Annotated in this window: 18 protein-coding genes; 11 read left to right on the forward strand and 7 right to left on the reverse strand. The window is 69.4% G+C overall.

The window, feature by feature from the left end:
• The first annotated feature begins 75 nt into the window (after positions 1 to 75).
• The 4 genes from ACLJO0_RS35360 to ACLJO0_RS35375 are packed head-to-tail and all read left to right on the forward strand — an operon-like array spanning position 76 to position 3,606.
• The gene (locus ACLJO0_RS35360; RefSeq protein ID WP_410583444.1) at positions 76 to 678 is read left to right on the forward strand and encodes a hypothetical protein; all 603 of its coding nucleotides are present in this window, start codon (positions 76 to 78) and stop codon (positions 676 to 678) included.
• Positions 675 to 1,730 carry a peptidoglycan-binding protein gene (locus tag ACLJO0_RS35365; protein ID WP_410583446.1) on the forward strand — a complete coding sequence of 352 codons (1,056 nt, stop codon included), beginning with the start codon at positions 675 to 677 and terminating at the stop codon, positions 1,728 to 1,730. The genes ACLJO0_RS35360 and ACLJO0_RS35365 overlap by 4 nt, the downstream gene beginning before the upstream one ends.
• Positions 1,727 to 2,416, forward strand: coding sequence for an ABC transporter ATP-binding protein (locus ACLJO0_RS35370; RefSeq protein WP_410583447.1), 690 nt, complete (start codon positions 1,727 to 1,729; stop codon positions 2,414 to 2,416). Before ACLJO0_RS35365 ends, ACLJO0_RS35370 begins: the two co-directional genes overlap by 4 nt.
• A complete protein-coding gene (locus ACLJO0_RS35375; protein WP_410583448.1) occupies positions 2,413 to 3,606 on the forward strand; it encodes an ABC transporter permease in 1,194 nt (397 codons plus the stop codon). The genes ACLJO0_RS35370 and ACLJO0_RS35375 overlap by 4 nt, the downstream gene beginning before the upstream one ends.
• Here the strand turns inward: ACLJO0_RS35375 and ACLJO0_RS35380 are convergent.
• Genes ACLJO0_RS35380 through ACLJO0_RS35390 form a run of 3 tightly spaced genes read right to left on the reverse strand, consistent with a single transcriptional unit; the run spans position 3,603 to position 6,168 of the window.
• Complete coding sequence (locus ACLJO0_RS35380; protein WP_410583450.1) at positions 3,603 to 4,088, reverse strand: hypothetical protein; 486 nt, start codon at positions 4,086 to 4,088, stop codon at positions 3,603 to 3,605. The two genes, ACLJO0_RS35375 and ACLJO0_RS35380, sit on opposite strands and share 4 nt — an antisense overlap.
• Positions 4,085 to 5,488, reverse strand: a complete 1,404-nt coding sequence (locus tag ACLJO0_RS35385) for an ATP-binding protein (protein ID WP_410583452.1) — start codon at positions 5,486 to 5,488, stop codon at positions 4,085 to 4,087. Before ACLJO0_RS35385 ends, ACLJO0_RS35380 begins: the two co-directional genes overlap by 4 nt.
• Entirely contained in the window at positions 5,485 to 6,168 is a 684-nt protein-coding gene (locus ACLJO0_RS35390) for a response regulator (protein ID WP_410583454.1), read from the reverse strand. The genes ACLJO0_RS35385 and ACLJO0_RS35390 overlap by 4 nt, the downstream gene beginning before the upstream one ends.
• Before the next feature lie 74 nt (positions 6,169 to 6,242).
• On the opposite strand from ACLJO0_RS35390, the gene ACLJO0_RS35395 reads away from it, so the two are divergent.
• Positions 6,243 to 6,890 carry an MFS transporter gene (locus ACLJO0_RS35395; protein ID WP_410583456.1) on the forward strand — a complete coding sequence of 216 codons (648 nt, stop codon included), beginning with the start codon at positions 6,243 to 6,245 and terminating at the stop codon, positions 6,888 to 6,890.
• Between the two features lie 3 nt (positions 6,891 to 6,893).
• Here the strand turns inward: ACLJO0_RS35395 and ACLJO0_RS35400 are convergent, their stop codons facing one another.
• Complete coding sequence (locus tag ACLJO0_RS35400) at positions 6,894 to 7,304, reverse strand: MarR family winged helix-turn-helix transcriptional regulator (RefSeq protein ID WP_125793022.1); 411 nt, start codon at positions 7,302 to 7,304, stop codon at positions 6,894 to 6,896.
• A gap of 87 nt (positions 7,305 to 7,391) precedes the next feature.
• Between ACLJO0_RS35400 and ACLJO0_RS35405 the strand changes: the two genes are divergently transcribed.
• The 3 genes from ACLJO0_RS35405 (at position 7,392) to ACLJO0_RS35415 (ending at position 10,153) form a co-directional block, all read left to right on the forward strand.
• Positions 7,392 to 8,468: a substrate-binding domain-containing protein gene (locus tag ACLJO0_RS35405; protein WP_410583458.1), complete on the forward strand. Its 1,077-nt coding sequence runs from the start codon at positions 7,392 to 7,394 to the stop codon at positions 8,466 to 8,468.
• Between the two features lie 82 nt (positions 8,469 to 8,550).
• A complete protein-coding gene (locus tag ACLJO0_RS35410) occupies positions 8,551 to 9,168 on the forward strand; it encodes an AmiS/UreI family transporter (protein ID WP_410583460.1) in 618 nt (205 codons plus the stop codon).
• Positions 9,155 to 10,153, forward strand: a complete 999-nt coding sequence (locus ACLJO0_RS35415; protein ID WP_125793020.1) for an aliphatic amidase — start codon at positions 9,155 to 9,157, stop codon at positions 10,151 to 10,153. Before ACLJO0_RS35410 ends, ACLJO0_RS35415 begins: the two co-directional genes overlap by 14 nt.
• Here ACLJO0_RS35415 and ACLJO0_RS35420 read toward each other — a convergent pair.
• The gene (locus ACLJO0_RS35420; RefSeq protein WP_125793019.1) at positions 10,134 to 10,625 is read right to left on the reverse strand and encodes a hypothetical protein; all 492 of its coding nucleotides are present in this window, start codon (positions 10,623 to 10,625) and stop codon (positions 10,134 to 10,136) included. The two genes, ACLJO0_RS35415 and ACLJO0_RS35420, sit on opposite strands and share 20 nt — an antisense overlap.
• A gap of 64 nt (positions 10,626 to 10,689) precedes the next feature.
• Here ACLJO0_RS35420 and ACLJO0_RS35425 point away from each other — a divergent pair, with 64 nt between their 5' ends.
• Positions 10,690 to 11,154, forward strand: a complete 465-nt coding sequence (locus ACLJO0_RS35425) for an SRPBCC family protein (RefSeq protein ID WP_410583462.1) — start codon at positions 10,690 to 10,692, stop codon at positions 11,152 to 11,154.
• Here the strand turns inward: ACLJO0_RS35425 and ACLJO0_RS35430 are convergent.
• Positions 11,094 to 12,506 (reverse strand): MFS transporter, encoded by a 1,413-nt coding sequence (locus ACLJO0_RS35430; protein ID WP_410583531.1) that lies wholly within the window; start codon positions 12,504 to 12,506, stop codon positions 11,094 to 11,096. The genes ACLJO0_RS35425 and ACLJO0_RS35430 overlap by 61 nt on opposite strands.
• A gap of 128 nt (positions 12,507 to 12,634) precedes the next feature.
• On the opposite strand from ACLJO0_RS35430, the gene ACLJO0_RS35435 reads away from it, so the two are divergent.
• Both ACLJO0_RS35435 and ACLJO0_RS35440 read left to right on the forward strand, forming a co-directional pair.
• Entirely contained in the window at positions 12,635 to 13,063 is a 429-nt protein-coding gene (locus tag ACLJO0_RS35435) for a winged helix-turn-helix transcriptional regulator (RefSeq protein WP_125786015.1), read from the forward strand.
• A gap of 8 nt (positions 13,064 to 13,071) precedes the next feature.
• On the forward strand, positions 13,072 to 14,046 hold the full coding sequence (locus tag ACLJO0_RS35440) for an ROK family protein (RefSeq protein ID WP_410583464.1): 975 nt from the start codon (positions 13,072 to 13,074) through the stop codon (positions 14,044 to 14,046).
• Here the strand turns inward: ACLJO0_RS35440 and ACLJO0_RS35445 are convergent.
• Positions 14,024 to 15,412 (reverse strand): amino acid permease, encoded by a 1,389-nt coding sequence (locus tag ACLJO0_RS35445; protein ID WP_410583466.1) that lies wholly within the window; start codon positions 15,410 to 15,412, stop codon positions 14,024 to 14,026. The two genes, ACLJO0_RS35440 and ACLJO0_RS35445, sit on opposite strands and share 23 nt — an antisense overlap.
• Positions 15,413 to 15,437: the final 25 nt, after the last annotated feature.

Raw genomic sequence — 15,437 nt, forward strand, 5'->3', positions numbered from 1 at the left:
CACGGCGTCGCGTTGTTACGTTCCCATCATGTCTTCGTAGAAGGACGACCATGTGCCGCTCGCATGCTCGTCCGCATGAGCAGCGAAACCCGTTCCCGACGGCTGGCCGCGTTGCTGGCCCTCCCGTTGGTGCTTTCGGCGGCGTGCGGTGGCGAGAACCAGGAAGCGGACATCGCTTCGGCGAATCCACCGGCGGCCCCGACCGTTTCCTCGGTCGCTCCGCAGGCTGAGGGCAAGAGCGCCTTCTACGACGCGCAACTCGCGTACACGCAGTGCATGCGCAAGGCAGGTTTGAAGGACTGGCCGGATCCCTTGCTGTCCGGTTACGCCGACTGGCCCAAGATCGAGGTCGTCCAGGAAGAGGAGGAGCGCAAGGACTCTCAAACGAAGCTCAGCGAGGCCATGCAGGCGTGCAAGGAGCCGATGCAGAAGGCGATGCAGCTGGAGCCGGAGAAGGACCAGCAGAAGGTGTACGAGTCGCTGCTGGCCCACGCCCAGTGCATGCGCGCGAACGGGGTCAGCAAGTTCACCAATCCGACCATGCTGAACGGGATCGCTCAGCCCGGTGGTGACCCGAGTCCCACCGATCCGCAGCTCAGCACGAACTCGCCGGCGTACAAGCAGGCCGAGACGGCGTGCCGGGGCAAACTCATCGAGCAAGCGCAAGGCATGCAGTGAAGCGCGGGCTGGTGCTCGGTGCGGTGGCGGCGGTGGTGACCGTCGTGGGAGTGAGTGTCTTCGTCGTGGTGAGCGGTGACGACTCCAGCGGTAAGGCCAACGCCGCGAGCGCGCCGCCGGCGGTCGCCGAGATCACCCGTGGTGACCTGGTGCGGAGCAAGACCGTCGACGGTCATCTCGACTACGCGAACCGTCGTGCCGTGAAGTCACCGGTGGAAGGCACGGTGACGCAGGCCGCCGAGCCGGGGAAGACCGTCGAGCGCGGTCAGGTGCTGTACAAGCGGGACGCCCGGCCGGTCGTCCTGCTCTACGGGTCGACGCCGATGTTCCGCGACCTGGCCGTCGGCACGCTGGGACCGGACGTCCAGCAGCTGAAGCGCAACCTCCGGGACCTCGGGCGAGGGAGGAGCCTGCCTGTCGACAACAAGTACGACGAAGCCACCCAGGCCGCTGTGAAGTCCTGGCAGAAGGCCCTCGGCGTGCTGGAGCCGACCGGTGACGTCGGCAAGGGTGACCTGGTCTTCCAGCCCGGGGCGGTGCGGGTGGTGGCCGCCGACGCGGCCTTGGCCGACCAGATCGGCGCGGACAAGCCCGTACTGACGATCGCGTCGACCAAGCCGGTCGTGCGGGCGCAGCTGGACAAGGACGACCAGACGCTGGCGAAGGTGGGCACCCGCGTCGAGGTCACGTTGCCGGAGGGTGCCACTGCGCCCGGGCAGGTGTCCGGGACGGTCCGGGCGGAGTCCGGCAACGGCGCCGAGGCCCCGACCGGGATCCAGGTGGAGATCACCCTGGACGACGGTGCCGCGGTGCCCGAGGACACCACGGGGACATCCAGCGTGAAATTTCTCCAGGAGAGCCGCAAGGGGGTGCTGACCGTCCCGGTCGAGGCCATCGTCGCGCTGCGCGAAGGCGGCTACGGCCTGCAGATCGTCCGCGAAACCACGACCACGACCGTCCGGGTCGAGACCGGCATGAGCGCCGACGGCCGGATCGAGATCACCGGCGACGGGCTGGCCGAGGGCATGAAGGTGGGGGCGGCCAAGCCATGACGGCGGTGATCGAACTGGCCGCGGCCGCCAAGTCCTACCCCGGCGGTGTGTCCGCGTTGCGAGGCGTCGACCTCCGGATCGACGAGGGCGAACTGGTCGCCATCGTCGGGCCGTCGGGGTCGGGAAAGTCCACGTTGCTCAACCTGATCGGCACGCTCGACAGGGCAACGGCGGGCACGGTGCGGGTGGCGGGCTACGACGTGGGCGGGCTGTCGGACGCCAGGTTGTCGGCGTTGCGGGCCCGGCACATCGGGTTCGTGTTCCAGCAGTTCCACCTGGCATCGGGCCGGGACGCCGTGGCCAACGTCGCCGACGGCTTGCTGTACGCGGGCGTGCCGAGGAAACAGCGGGCCGACAAGGCTCGGACCGCTCTCGAAAGAGTCGGACTCGGACACCGCCTGGATCACACGCCCGAGGAACTGTCCGGCGGCGAGAAGCAACGCGTCGCGATCGCGCGGGCTTTGGTCGGCGAGCCCGGCCTGCTCTTGGCCGACGAGCCGACGGGAGCGTTGGACAGCGCGTCCGGCGAGGTGGTGCTGAACCTGATCCACGAGTTGAACGCGAGCGGCACGACGATCTGCGTCATCACCCACGACACCGGGATCGCCGCGCGGCTCCCCCGGCGCGTCGGGCTCCGGGACGGCGGGATCGTCTTCGACTCCCGGGCGGCGGTGGCCACCTCGTGAGCACATCACTGAAGCCCGCCCGGCTCACTCCTCCCGACATCCTCCGGGTGGGAGTGAGCGGACTGCGGGCCCGCCGGACCCGGGTGGTGCTGTCCGCGCTCGGGATCGCCATCGGCATCGCGACGATGGTCGCCGTGGTCGGGCTGTCCACGTCCAGCCGGGCCGATCTGATGGCGCAGCTGGACCGGCTCGGCACGAACCTGCTGACCGTCGAGGCGGGAAAGGACGCCGACGGCAAACCGGTGAAGCTCCCCCAAGCCGCGGTCGCGATGGTCGAACGGATCGGCCCGGTCGAAAAGGTCACCGCGACGGCCGAGGTCGACGCGCGGGTGCGGCGCAGTGACGCGGTCCCCGAGGAGCTCGCCCCCGGCGTCACCACCCAGGCCACGCGCACCGACCTGCTCGACGCGCTGGGCGCACGGGTCGAACGGGGCCGCTGGCTGGATCCGGCGAGCGAGCGCGTGCCGGCCGTCGTACTCGGGTCGATCGCGTCCGGACGGCTGGGCGTGACCGAGCCCGGCGCCAAGATCCTGATGAACGACGAGTGGTTCGTCGTCATCGGGATCTTGGCGCCGGTCGAACTCGTGCCGACGCTCGATCGGGTCGCGCTCGTCGGATTCCCTGTGGCGGAACGGTTCTTCGGCTTCGACGGGCATCCGACCACGATCTTCGAGCGGTCCTCCGACGCCTCGGTGGAAGCGGTCCGCGGCGTACTGGCCCGCACGGTCAACCCGGGTGACGAGCACTCCGTGAAGGTGTCCCGGCCGTCCGACGCGCTGGTGGCCAAGGCCGCCACCGACAAGGGCCTGACCACGCTCATGCTGGGACTGGGCGCGGTGGCGTTGCTGGTCGGCGGTGTCGGGGTCGCCAACACGATGGTCGTCTCGGTGCTGGAACGACGCCGGGAGATCGGGCTCCGGCGGGCTCTCGGTGCCACGAAGAACGCGATCCTGCTGCAGTTCCTCACCGAATCGCTGCTGCTGTCGGCGCTCGGCGGGCTGGCGGGGGCGGTGCTCGGCGCGGTCGCGACCATCGGCTTCGCCAAGGCGCAGGGCTGGACCGCGGTCATCCCTCCGTGGGCTTTGGGCGCGGGTCTGGGTGCGACGCTGGTGATCGGCGTCCTCGCGGGGTTGTACCCGGCCGTCCGGGCGTCTCGGCTTCACCCCACTGTCGCGCTCAACGCGACCTAGCCGGTCAAGAACTGGGAGCACTGGTACGGACCGACCGTCCCGCCCTGGGCGATGACGGTCACCCGCACCGCGTCGGCCCGGGTCCCGTGCAGCAAGGTCTCGGCCCGCGAGAGGGTGCAGACCAGCTGGCCGGCGGCCATCCCGGCGACCCCGGTCACCGGCGTCCGCGGCAGCCGGACGGTCACCCGTCCCTCGGTGGCGGACGCGGAGAATTCGCCGGTGATGGCGGTCAGGTCGGTGAGTCCGGCGGCGAGTTCCGCGTCGTTCGGCCCGGCCATGACGAGTTTGACGGCGGCACCGAGATCCGTGATCTCCCTGTCAGGACGGGAAACCCCGCGCAGCCCTTGGTCCGAGGCGAAGTAGATCCGCATTCCTTCGGGAATTCCGGAAGCGGGCGCCCCGCCGTCGAGCACCCCTGTCGGTCGCACCCCGCAGCCGGCGGCGAGGGCCAAGACCGCGAGAGAGGCCAGCGCACGCTTCATCGGTCGGTCTCTTTTCCGTTGCGGGGCAAGCGAAGGATGAAGACCGCGCCGCCACCCTCGCGGTCGGAGTGCGTGATGAGCCCACCGTGCAGCCGCGCGTTCTCCTGGGCGATGGCCAGCCCGAGACCGCTGCCTTCGGACCGGGTGCGGGCGGTGTCCGCCTTGAAGAACCGCTCGAACAAGTGCCGCGAGGCTTCCGCCGTGAGCCCCGGCCCCCGATCGGCGACCTCGACGAGCACGTCGTCCGTCGTCGAGCGCAGCACCACCGTCACCGGCGGCGCGCCGTGCCGCAGGGCGTTCCCGACGAGGTTGGCGACGATGACGTCCAGTCGCCGCCGGTCGAGCCGGGCCCGCACGGCCGGGAACTCACCCGTGACCTGGTCCGTCCAGCCCCGCGTGGACAACGTCGCACGCAGGACCTCGGCGACGTCGAGGTCCTGCGGGGACAGCGTCGCGGCCTGGGCGTCGAAGCGGGAGATCTCGATGAGGTCGTCGACGAGCCGGGCGAGTCCGGCGGTCTCGGCACTCACCGTCCTGGCGGCGTGGGCCGTGTCCGGCGGCAGGTCTCCGGCGTCCTCGTCGAGTACGGACGACACCATGGTCATCGCGGCGAGCGGCGTCCGGAGTTCATGGGAGACGTCGGCGACGAACCGCCGCGCGCGGGCTTCCTGCTCCCGGAGTTCGGCGACCGAAGACTGGAGCGCGTCGGCCGTTTCGTTGAAGTCCTCGGCGAGAGCGGCGAGTTCGTCGCGGCCCTTGACCGGGACGCGGGTCTCCAGCGCGCCGTCCGCCAACCGGCGCGTGGCCTTCGCGAGCCGTCGGACCGGTCGCAGGACCGTGCCGGCGGCGAGCAGGGCGAGCAGGGCGGCGAGCAGTACGACCGGGACGACGCCGTCGCGAACGGTGGTCAGCAGCGCGGCGATGTCGTCCTGTTCCGCCTGCAAGGAGATCACCTGGAACACCTCGACGCCGGACGGCCGCCCGGAACCGGCGAACGCGACCGGGGTGCCCACCACGAGCCACGGCGCGCCGTTCCATTCGATCCGCTGATAACTCAGCCGGTTCTCGGTCCGCACCCGGTCCCGCAGCCCGGCGGGGATGGCCTCCTGCTCGGCGGGCGCGACGAGATCTTGGTATCGGACGGCGACTTTCGCGTCGCGGGAACCGGACGCGACGGCCTCGGCGAGCCGGTTCAGCGCGCGCTGATCGGGCGGGACGTCGAACTCCCCGACGCTCGCGTTCACCCGGTCGCGGAAGTTCTGCACGGCGGAGGAGCTCGCGCGTTCGAGAATCGCCTCACGGGCCTGGTCGTAGGCCGGCACCGTGGCGGTGGCGGCACTGAGCAACGACACCAGCACGAAGGCGACCAGCAGGCGACCGCGAAGCCCGCCGAACCTCACAGCGGCCCGAAACGGTAGCCGAACCCTCGCACGGTCTGCACATAGCGCGGCAGGGAAGCGACGTCCTCGATCTTGGCGCGCAATCGCCCGACGGCGGCGTCGACCAGCCGCACATCGGCGAAATAGTCGTGCTCCCAGACCAGTTCCAGCAGTTGCTCGCGGGTGAAGACCCGGCCGGGGGCGGCGGAAAGTTCCAGCAGCAGACGAAGTTCCGTCGGCGGGATCGCCAGCGGGGCACCTTTCTTGGTGACGGTCAAGGCTGCTCGGTCGAGGACGAGCCCGTCGAAGTCCTCGCATTTCCGCGCGACCGGGACGACCCGGCGGACGGACGCGCGGATCCTGGCCTCCAGCACCCGCGCCGTCACCGGCTTCACCACGTAGTCGTCGGCGCCGGCCTCCAGCCCGTCGACGATGTCGGAATCGTCGCCGCGCGAGGTGAGCATGATGATCGGCATCGTGCTGAGCTCACGGATCCGGCGGCACACCGCGAAACCGTCCATCCCCGGCAGCATCAGATCCAGCACGACCACCTCGATCCCGCCCGCCTCGGGGCGCCGCAGCAGGTCGAGCCCGTCTTCACCACTGCCGGCGGCATCGACTTCGTGGCCGTGGCGCCGCAGGACGAGTTCCGTCGCGTCGCGAACGGACACATCGTCTTCGATCAGCAGGACATGCGGCATGATCGTGATTATGGCGCCTTCTTTCCCGGCGAAGTGGTGCCGTCTCCATCGCCGGTCGCTATAGGTTTGTCCCCATGTTCGTACCGACGCCGACACCACACGCCCAGCAGCCGACCGCCGGACCGCCCTGGTGGCTGGTGATCGGGCCGGGGTTCGCCACGCTCATCGGACTGTTCCTGCTCACCGTGATCTACCGCTTCGACGGCTCGTCGGCCCTGCAGATCGAGCTGGGTATGTCGAGCCAGTCCCTGCTGCTGAGCGGGCTCGTCGCGTACCTCGTCGCGGCCGCGATCGCCTTCCCGGCGGGTCTGCTGCTCGGCGCGCGCTTCCCGACGTCGGTGACGGTGCCCGCGCTCTTCCTGATGCTCCTCGGCGTGGTGCTGGTCGCTTTCGTTCCCAGCAGCGGTCTGCTCCTCGTCGGGCGGGTGCTCAACGGGCTCGGCGCGGGCGCGGCGATCGGCGTGACGGTCGCGTTGATCCGGCGGCTCCAGTCCGGCCGCGGCGCCGCGGCCGGTGCGGCAGCGGGCGTCGGTGTCCTTGCCTTGGTGATCGCACCGTTCCTCGGCGGGCTGCTCTCGGACGCTTTCAGCTTCCGCCTCGTGTACGTGGTGGCCGCGCTGTTCGTGGTCGTCGCGCTCGTCGTCACCGGCGTTGCCGGCATCGTCGCGCTGACGAAGGCGAAACCTCAGGCGCGGCCGATGCCGTATCCGCCGCAGGCCTGACCTTCAGTCGCCGAGGCCCCGCAACGCCACGAGGACGTCGTCCGTCACGTCGAGACGGGCTTCCACCTCGGCGACCTTCGCGGCCACACGCCGGTACGTCGCCCGGCCGCGGGCGCTGAGGTGCACGAGCACTCGGCGCCTGTCCGCGGCGTCGACCTCGCGGTACGCCTGCGCGGTGGTGACCAGTTTGTCGACCACCCTGGTCAGCGTCGGGGCGGTGGCCAGGGTCCGGTCGGCGAGGTCGGCCATGGCGAGGCCGCCCTTGCCGCTCAGCGCGTCCAGCACCAGCCACTGGTCCAGGGTGAGACCTTCCTTGGCGAGCACCTGCTCCACCTTGCCGGCGACGGCCCTGGCGGCACGGGTGAGCGAGCCGGTGAGCGACGTTCCGGCGGTCGCGACGCCGCGTGTCCCCATATCCCGTCCCCTTGCCAAAACCGGACACCCTCGCAATACTTCCAGGTGAAAGCACTTTGACCTTACCGGGCCACCGCACGGAGCGCCATGCCCCTACGCCTCGCCACCCGGACCCGCGACGACACCTGGCGTGTGGCCATGGTGGTCCCGTTGCAGGGGCCAGCCGGGCTGTTCGGCCCGTCCTGCGAGGCGATCACGGATCTCGCCGTCCACGAACTCAACGAGTCCGGCGGGATTCTCGGCAGGCAGGTCGAGGCCGAGGTGGTCGACGGCGGCGGAACCCCCGCGCAGGTGGCCGAAGACCTGCGTCGGCTGGTCGACGCGGGACGGGTCGACGCGGTGAGCGGCTGGCACATTTCGTCGATCCGGCACGCGCTCGCGCCGGTCGTGGCCGACAGGGTGCCGTACGTGTACACGTCGCTCTACGAAGGCGGCGAGCGACGTTCGGGCATCTTCTGCACGGGAGAGACGCCGCGCTGCCAGATCGAACCGGCGCTGCGCTGGTTGCGCGACCACCTCGGTGTCCGGCGGTGGTTCGTGGTCGGCGACGATTACGTCTGGCCGCACCGGTCGACGCGGGCGATCCGCCAGTACGCCAAGGATCTCGATCTGCGCATCACCGGCGAGGCGTTCGTCGGGCTCGGCGCGGGCGATATGTCCACAGTGGTCCGTTCGGTCGAACAGTCCACAAGCGACGGTGTGCTCATGTTGCTGGTCGGGCAGGACGCGGTGCGCTTCAACCGCGCCTTCGCCGCGCAAGGGCTCAGCGACCGGCTGGTCCGGTTCAGCCCGCTGATGGAGGAGAACATGCTCCTCGCGAGCGGCGCGCACGCCACCGGCAACCTCTACGTCTCCGCCGCGTACTTCCGGTCGATGGTCACCGCCGACGCGATGGACCTGCTCGGCCGTTACGTCGACCGCAACGGTCCCGGCGCCCCGGCCTTGAACAACGCCGCCGAATCCTGTTACGAGGGACTGCACACACTCGCCGAACTCGTCCGCCGGGCCGGCAAGCCCGACCTGCCCGCGCTCAACGCGGCGATCGACGGCGTCGCCTATCACGGCCCGCGCGGCACGATCGAGTTCCGCGGGCAGCAGGCCGACCAGCACGTCCATCTCGCGGTCGCCGACGGTTACGACTTCGAAGTCCTCACCCGGCTCTGAACTCCACCCTTGACTCACTCCGGCACACCACATACTTTCATTTGAAATTATTCCACGTGATGCACATTACGCGGAGGTGAGCATGGGCAACGTGGGCCTTCTCTACGTCGGCGCCGCCTTGATGATCAACGGCCTGATGTTGCTCGGCCGGATACCGCCACGCTCGGCGGCGGTGCTGAACCTGTTCGTCGGCGCGCTCCAGTGCGTCATCCCGACCGTGCTGATCGTCCAGGCGGACGGGAACCCGGACGCGATCCTCGCCGCGTCAGGGCTGTACCTGTTCGGTTTCACCTACCTGTACGTCGGCATCGCGAACCTCGCCGGCCTGGCACCCGAAGGCATCGGCTGGTTCTCGCTGTTCGTGGCGGGCGCCGCCGTGGTGTACGCGGGAATCGCCTTCTGGCACGACGCCGATCCGGTGTTCGGCGTCATCTGGTTGTCCTGGGCACTGCTGTGGACGTTGTTCTTCCTGGTGCTCGGCCTCGGCAAGGAAAAGCTGACCCGGTTCACCGGCTGGACCGTCCTGCTGCTCAGCCAGCCGACCTGCACGGTGCCCGCCTTCCTCGGCCTTACCGGCGCTTACCGCAGCGACGGCGGGACGGCGCTGATCGCGGCCGCGATCGCCTGCGCATTGGTCGCGGCGGCCATGTTGCTCCAGAAAACCCATCAGGAGAAGAGGAATCCAAATGCGACACGGTGACATTTCCGCCAGCCCCGACACGGTCGGCGTCGCGGTGGTCAACTACAAGATGCCGCGGCTGCACACCAAGGCCGAGGTGCTCGACAACGCCCGCAAGATCGCCGAAATGGTGGTGGGCATGAAATCCGGGCTGCCGGGCATGGACCTCGTGGTGTTCCCGGAGTACTCGACCCAGGGCATCATGTACGACCCGAAGGAGATGTACGAGACCGCGGCGACGATTCCCGGCGAGGAAACCGAAATCTTCGCCGCCGCCTGCCGGGAAGCCCAGACCTGGGGCGTCTTCTCCATCACCGGCGAGCGACACGAGGACCACCCGGACAAGCCGCCGTACAACACGCTCGTGCTCATCAACGACCGCGGCGAGATCGTCCAGAAGTACCGCAAGATCCTGCCGTGGTGCCCGATCGAAGGCTGGTACCCCGGCGAGGACACCTACGTCAGCGACGGCCCGAAGGGCATGAAGATCTCGCTGATCATCTGCGACGACGGGAACTACCCGGAGATCTGGCGCGACTGCGCGATGAAGGGCGCCGAGCTGATCGTGCGCTGCCAGGGCTACATGTATCCGGCCAAGGAGCAGCAGATCCTGATCGCCAAGGCGATGGCGTGGGCCAACAACTGTTACGTGGCCGTGGCGAACGCCGCCGGTTTCGACGGCGTGTACTCCTACTTCGGCCATTCCTCGATCATCGGCTTCGACGGGCGCACGCTCGGCGAGACCGGCGAAGAAGAGTACGGGATCCAGTACGCGCAGCTGTCGGTGTCGGCGATCCGCGACGCGCGGACCTACGACCAGTCGCAGAACCACATCTTCAAGCTGCTGCACCGCGGTTACACCGGCGTGCAGGACGCGGACGAGGGCGACAAGGGCGTGGCGGACTGCCCGTTCGACTTCTACAAGCTCTGGGTCACCGACGCCAAGAAGGCGCAGGAGAAGGTCGAGTCGATCACCCGCGACACCATCACTCCTCGGACCCCATGATGAGGACGGTGAGCCGGACACCCCGTGACGTATGGGCGAAACTCAGCGCCAGCGGGACGAGCACCAGCGCGAAGTAGGTCCACAAAGGCCAGTGGTACAGATGGTTCAGATGCCACGTTTCCTTGAGGGCGATGAAGAAGGCGCCCGCGGTCACGATGAACCAGCCGCGGGCCTTGTTGGCGAAGGTGGCCATGGTGCGCCGCTGCTCGGTCGTGAACGACTTCATGACCTCGCGGTGCACCTTGCGCCGCCGTCGCCGTTCCTTGGCGATGGCCACCGGCGGCAGCAACCACCACCAGCGCGATACGGGCCGTCCGAAGTCGGGGCGGGGCATCTCCTCGAGCGAGCGCAGGTCGGCGAACCGCTTGCTCTCCTCACGGAGTTCGAGCGCGCCCTGGTACATGGGCCCGGCGACGAGGAGCCAGCCGCCGAGGAAGGCGGACCAGGCGACGAAGTACTCGATGTGGATCACCCCTCCCGGACCACCGGCGTCCGTGATCCGCGATGATCAGCTTATCCGCCCTAGACTCGGGAGGATGGACAGGATCGACAGCGGCCGCCGGGTGATCGCCGCCCCGCCCGAGACCGTCTACCAGGCCCTCCTCGACCGCGAGTCGCTGGAGGCCTGGCTGCCTCCCGAAGGTATGCGCGGCCGGATCGACCGCTGGGATCCGCGACCGGGTGGCGGTTTCCGGATGATCCTCACCTACCTCGACGCGTCCGCCGCGCCCGGCAAATCTTCGGCCGCGACGGACGTGGTCGAAGTCGGGTTCGCCGACCTGGTGCCCGCGGAACGCGTGGTGCAGCTGGCCGTGTTCGAGTCCGAAGACCCGGCGTTCGCGGGCACCATGACGATGACGTGGGAGCTGGCCGCCGCGGGTGACGGCACCGAAGTGACCGTCACCGCGACGGACGTCCCGTCCGGCATCGGCCAGGCGGATCACGAGACCGGGATCGCCTCTTCGCTGGCCAATCTGGCCTCCTTCGCCGAAACACGCTGACGACCGGACGCGATGACGATCGCGGCGAGGACGGCCATCACCAGCGGCACGACCAGCGCCGCGCGGAAGCCGCCGAGCGCGGCCTCTCGCGACCCGTCACCGAGAGCGGCGACGTTGACGGCGGTCACCGCGGACAGCCCGAGCGCCGCACCGAACTGGAACGCCGTGTACAGCAGACCGCCGGCGAGTCCCTGTTCCTCCTCGGCGATCCCGTCGGTGGCGACGATCGTCAACGGACCGTAGGCGAGGGCGAACCCGAGGCCAAGGATGATCATCGACGGGAACATCGCCGCGTATGTCCAGTCCAGGCCCAGCGGCAGGAAGAGCGCGTACGCCACGGCGGCCAGCACGAGGCCGCCGAAGATCAGCCGCGTGTTGCCGAACCTCGCTACCAGGCGCGGGGTCAGCGTCGGCGCCAGGATCGCGTCGATCCCGACCGCCAGCAGCGCCAGGCTCGTTTCCAGCGTCGACCAGCCCCGGAGTTCCTGCAGGTACAGCGTGACCAGGAACTGGAACCCGAAGAACGAACCCGCGAAGAGCAAGGCGCTGACGTTCGCCCGCACCAGCGGTCCCGACCTCAGGATGCCCAGGCGCACCAGCGGCGCGGGCGAGCGCCGTTCGACGGCAACGAAGGTGACCAGCGCGGCCACTCCCCCGGTGAAGGACGCCACGGTCCACCCCCAGCCTTGCGCGGGGTGCTCCAGCCGGACCACCGCGTAGGCGATCAGCAGCATCGCCATGGTCACGGTGAGCGCTCCGGCGAAGTCCAGGCGACGGGGCCCGCGCTCCTGCCGCGCGGGTTCCTTGATGAGCCAGAGCGCGGCGACCAGGATGACGGCGGACAGGATCACCGGCGTGAAGAACACCCAGCGCCAGTCGATCCTGGTCAGCAGGCCGCCGATGACCAGGCCGAGCGAGAAGCCACCAGCCCCGGTTCCGGCGTAGAACAGCAGCGCTTTGTTGCGTTTCGGGCCCTCTTCGAAGCTGGTGGTGATGATCGAGAGGCCGGCCGGGGTCATGAAGGCCGCGGCGACACCGGTGACGAACCGCGCGAGCAGCAGCATCCAGCCCTCGGTGGCGAATCCGCCCAGCCCGGAGAAGACGAGGAACACCACCAGCCAGCCGAGGAACATGCGGCGGCGGCCGTACAGGTCGGCGGCGCGCCCGCCCAGCAGCATGAACCCGCCGTAGCCGAGCACGTAGGCGCTCACCACGCCGCTCAGCGTCGCCGTCGACAGGCCGAGTTCGGCCCGGATCGACGGCAGCGCCACGTTCAGCATCGCGACGTCGATGCCCTCCAGGAAGATGGCGCCGCACAGCACTATGAGCACGCCCCAGGCCCGGCCGCCCATCCGGTCGGCGGCACGCGGCGGCGTTTGCGAGTTGGTCAAGGTCTTCTCCCTCAGTGAACGGGAACCGACGGTTACTCATCAGCCGGTCGGTTCCCTCTTGTAACCAAGGGGATCTTCCGTCACTATCGATGACCATGGAAGAAGGCACTTTGAACTCACCTAGTCGTTGTGAACTCACCGAGGAGGACTACGAGGCCTTCCAGTGGGACACGCGTGAGGACTGCGAGGTCCGCCAGATCCTGGACAGGGTGGCGGACAAGTGGTCGCTCCTGGTCATCGCGCTGCTCGACCGGAACACGCTGCGGTTCACCGAGCTCAAGTACAAGATCGACGGCATCAGCCAGCGCATGCTCACCACCACGCTGCGTCATCTCGAACGCGACGGGCTGGTGAACCGGACCGTCTATCCGGTGGTGCCGCCCCGCGTCGAGTACGCGCTGACGCCGCTGGGGATGACGCTGCACAAGACCATCCAGTCGCTGGTCACCTGGACCGAAGACCACCAGAGCGAGATCGCCCTCGCGCGCGCCCAGTACGACAAACGCGTCACCGTTTAGGGAGCCGCATGGCCAGACTGTCGCGAGGGGATCCGTCACTGCTGCGGCGGCTGAACGCCATCGCCGTCCTGCGGGCGCTGTACGCGGCCGAGGAACTCACCCTCGCGGAACTGGTCAAGGCGAGCGAGGTCTCCCGGCCGACGGTCGAGGAGATCGCCGCCGACCTCGGCGAGCAGGGCCTGGTCGAGGAGGTGCCGCTCTCCCCCGACGCGCCGCGACCGGTCGGCAGACCCGCCAAGCGCTACCGCTTCCGCCCCGAGGCCGGCCACGTCGCCGGCCTCGAAGTCGGCCCGCACCAGGCGTTGTGCCTGGTCGCCGACCTGCGGGGCAAGGTCGTCGGGCGGGCGAAGACCGGCCTCACCCCGGAAATGGCCGCCTCCGACCGGCTCGGCGCCGCGCGCCGGGCGCTCGGTACGGCCGTCGAAGGCCACGTCAACGTGCGGCTGCTCGGCGTCGGCACCACCGGCGTGGTGTCCGGCGGCAAGGTCGTCCGCGACGACCGCCTTCCCGGCTGGACCGGTGTCGACCTTCCCGCGGAGTTCGGCGGCGGATGCCCGGTGCTGGCCGGGAACGACACCAAGCTCTCGACGCTGGCCGAACACTGGCGCGGTGCCGCGCACGGCCTCGACGACGTCGTCTACGTGCACGCCGGGCGCACCGTCTCGCTGGGCCTGCTGCTCGGCGGGAAGCTGCACGCCGGCCACCACGGCGCGGCGGGCGAGATCGGCGCCCTGCGCCGGGCCGGTGGGTTCGTCGAACTCGTCGCCGCCACCGTCCTCGCCGTCGACCCGCAACTGGTGGTGATCGGTGGCACCGGAAACCCGCTGATGACGCCGCTGCGTGCCGAACTGGCCCGGCTGTGCCTGTTCCCGGTGCGTGTCGAGACGTCGACACTCGGCGAAGACTCGGTGGCGCTCGGCGCGGTCCGGCTCGCCCTCAGCCGCGTGGAGCGCGAGCTGTTCAGCGTCGCGGATGTCGCCTGAGCAGGCCGATCACCACGATCAGCACGGCCACCGCGCCGCTGGTGAACAGCTGTGTCCGCGCGTCGGCGTCCGTCCACATGAGAATGAGCACGCCCGCCATCGCGATCAGCGCGATCCAGCTGAGCCACGGGAAACCCCACATCCGCACCGGCAGCTCCGCGGCCGTGCCGTCGCGGTCGGCGGCCCGGCGCAGCCTGAGCTGCGAGATCGCGATGAAGATCCACACCAGCAGGATGTTGGCGCCGATGGCGTTCAGCAGGAACGGCAGCACGTGTTCGGGGGCGAGGAAGTTCAGCAGTACGGCCACGAAACCGAAGGCCACCGACGCCAGCACCGCCGTCCGGGGGACGCCCGCTCCCGACAGCTTGAGCATCGCGCGCGGCGCTTCACCGCGGTCGGCCAGGGAGAACACCATCCGCGAGGCGCCGTAGAGGTTCGCGTTCAGCGCCGAGAGCAGCGAGGTCAGCACCACGAAACTCATCAGCAGCGCTGCCGCCGGCACCCCGATCTGCTCCAGGATGGTCACGAACGGGCTGGTGTTCGCCGAGGCGGACTCCCACGGCAGCAACAACACCATCAGCGCCACGGAACCGATGTAGAACAGCAGCAGCCGGACGATGACCGTGCGCGTGGTGCGGCGGATCGAGTCCGCCGGGTCGTCGGACTCCGCCGCGGCGATGGTGACCAGCTCCATGCCACCGAAGGAGAACGCGACCGCGAGCAGACCGGTCAGCACCCCTTGGAGGCCGTTGGGCAGGAAACCGCCTTGCCCGGTGAGATTGTCCAGCCCGACCGGTGTCGTCCCCGGCAGGACCCCGAACACCGCCAGCGTGCCGAGTACCAGGAAACCGACCACGGCGGTCACCTTGATCGCGCCGAACCAGAACTCGAATTCCCCGAACGAGCGCACCGCGAACAGGTTCACGCCGGTCAGCACCGCCATGAACAGCAGCACCCAGGTCCACTGTGGAATCACCGGCAGCAGCCCGTTCGCGATGCCGGCCGCCGCGGTGGCCTCGGCGGCGACCACGACCACCAGCAGCGACCAGTACAGCCAGCCGACGGTGAACCCGGCCCAGCGCCCGAGCGCCTTCTCGGCGTACACCGAGAACGAACCGCTGCTCGGCTCGGCGGCGGCCATTTCGCCCAGCATGCGCATGACCAGCACCATGAGCAGGCCCGCGACCACATAGGACAGCAGGATGCCGGGGCCCGCGGTCTTGATCCCCGCGCCGGTGCCGACGAACAGGCCGGCGCCGATGGCCCCGCTGATGGCCAGCATGGTGACGTGGCGCCGCCGGAAACCGGTGCCGAGCGATCGGGTCTCGATCGCGGTCACGGGTTCGGCGGGACCTGGTTCGGGCATGGCGGATCCATTCGTCTGCGGCGTA

The sequence above is a fragment of the Amycolatopsis sp. lyj-108 genome (assembly GCF_046549005.1).
Classification (GTDB): domain Bacteria; phylum Actinomycetota; class Actinomycetes; order Mycobacteriales; family Pseudonocardiaceae; genus Amycolatopsis.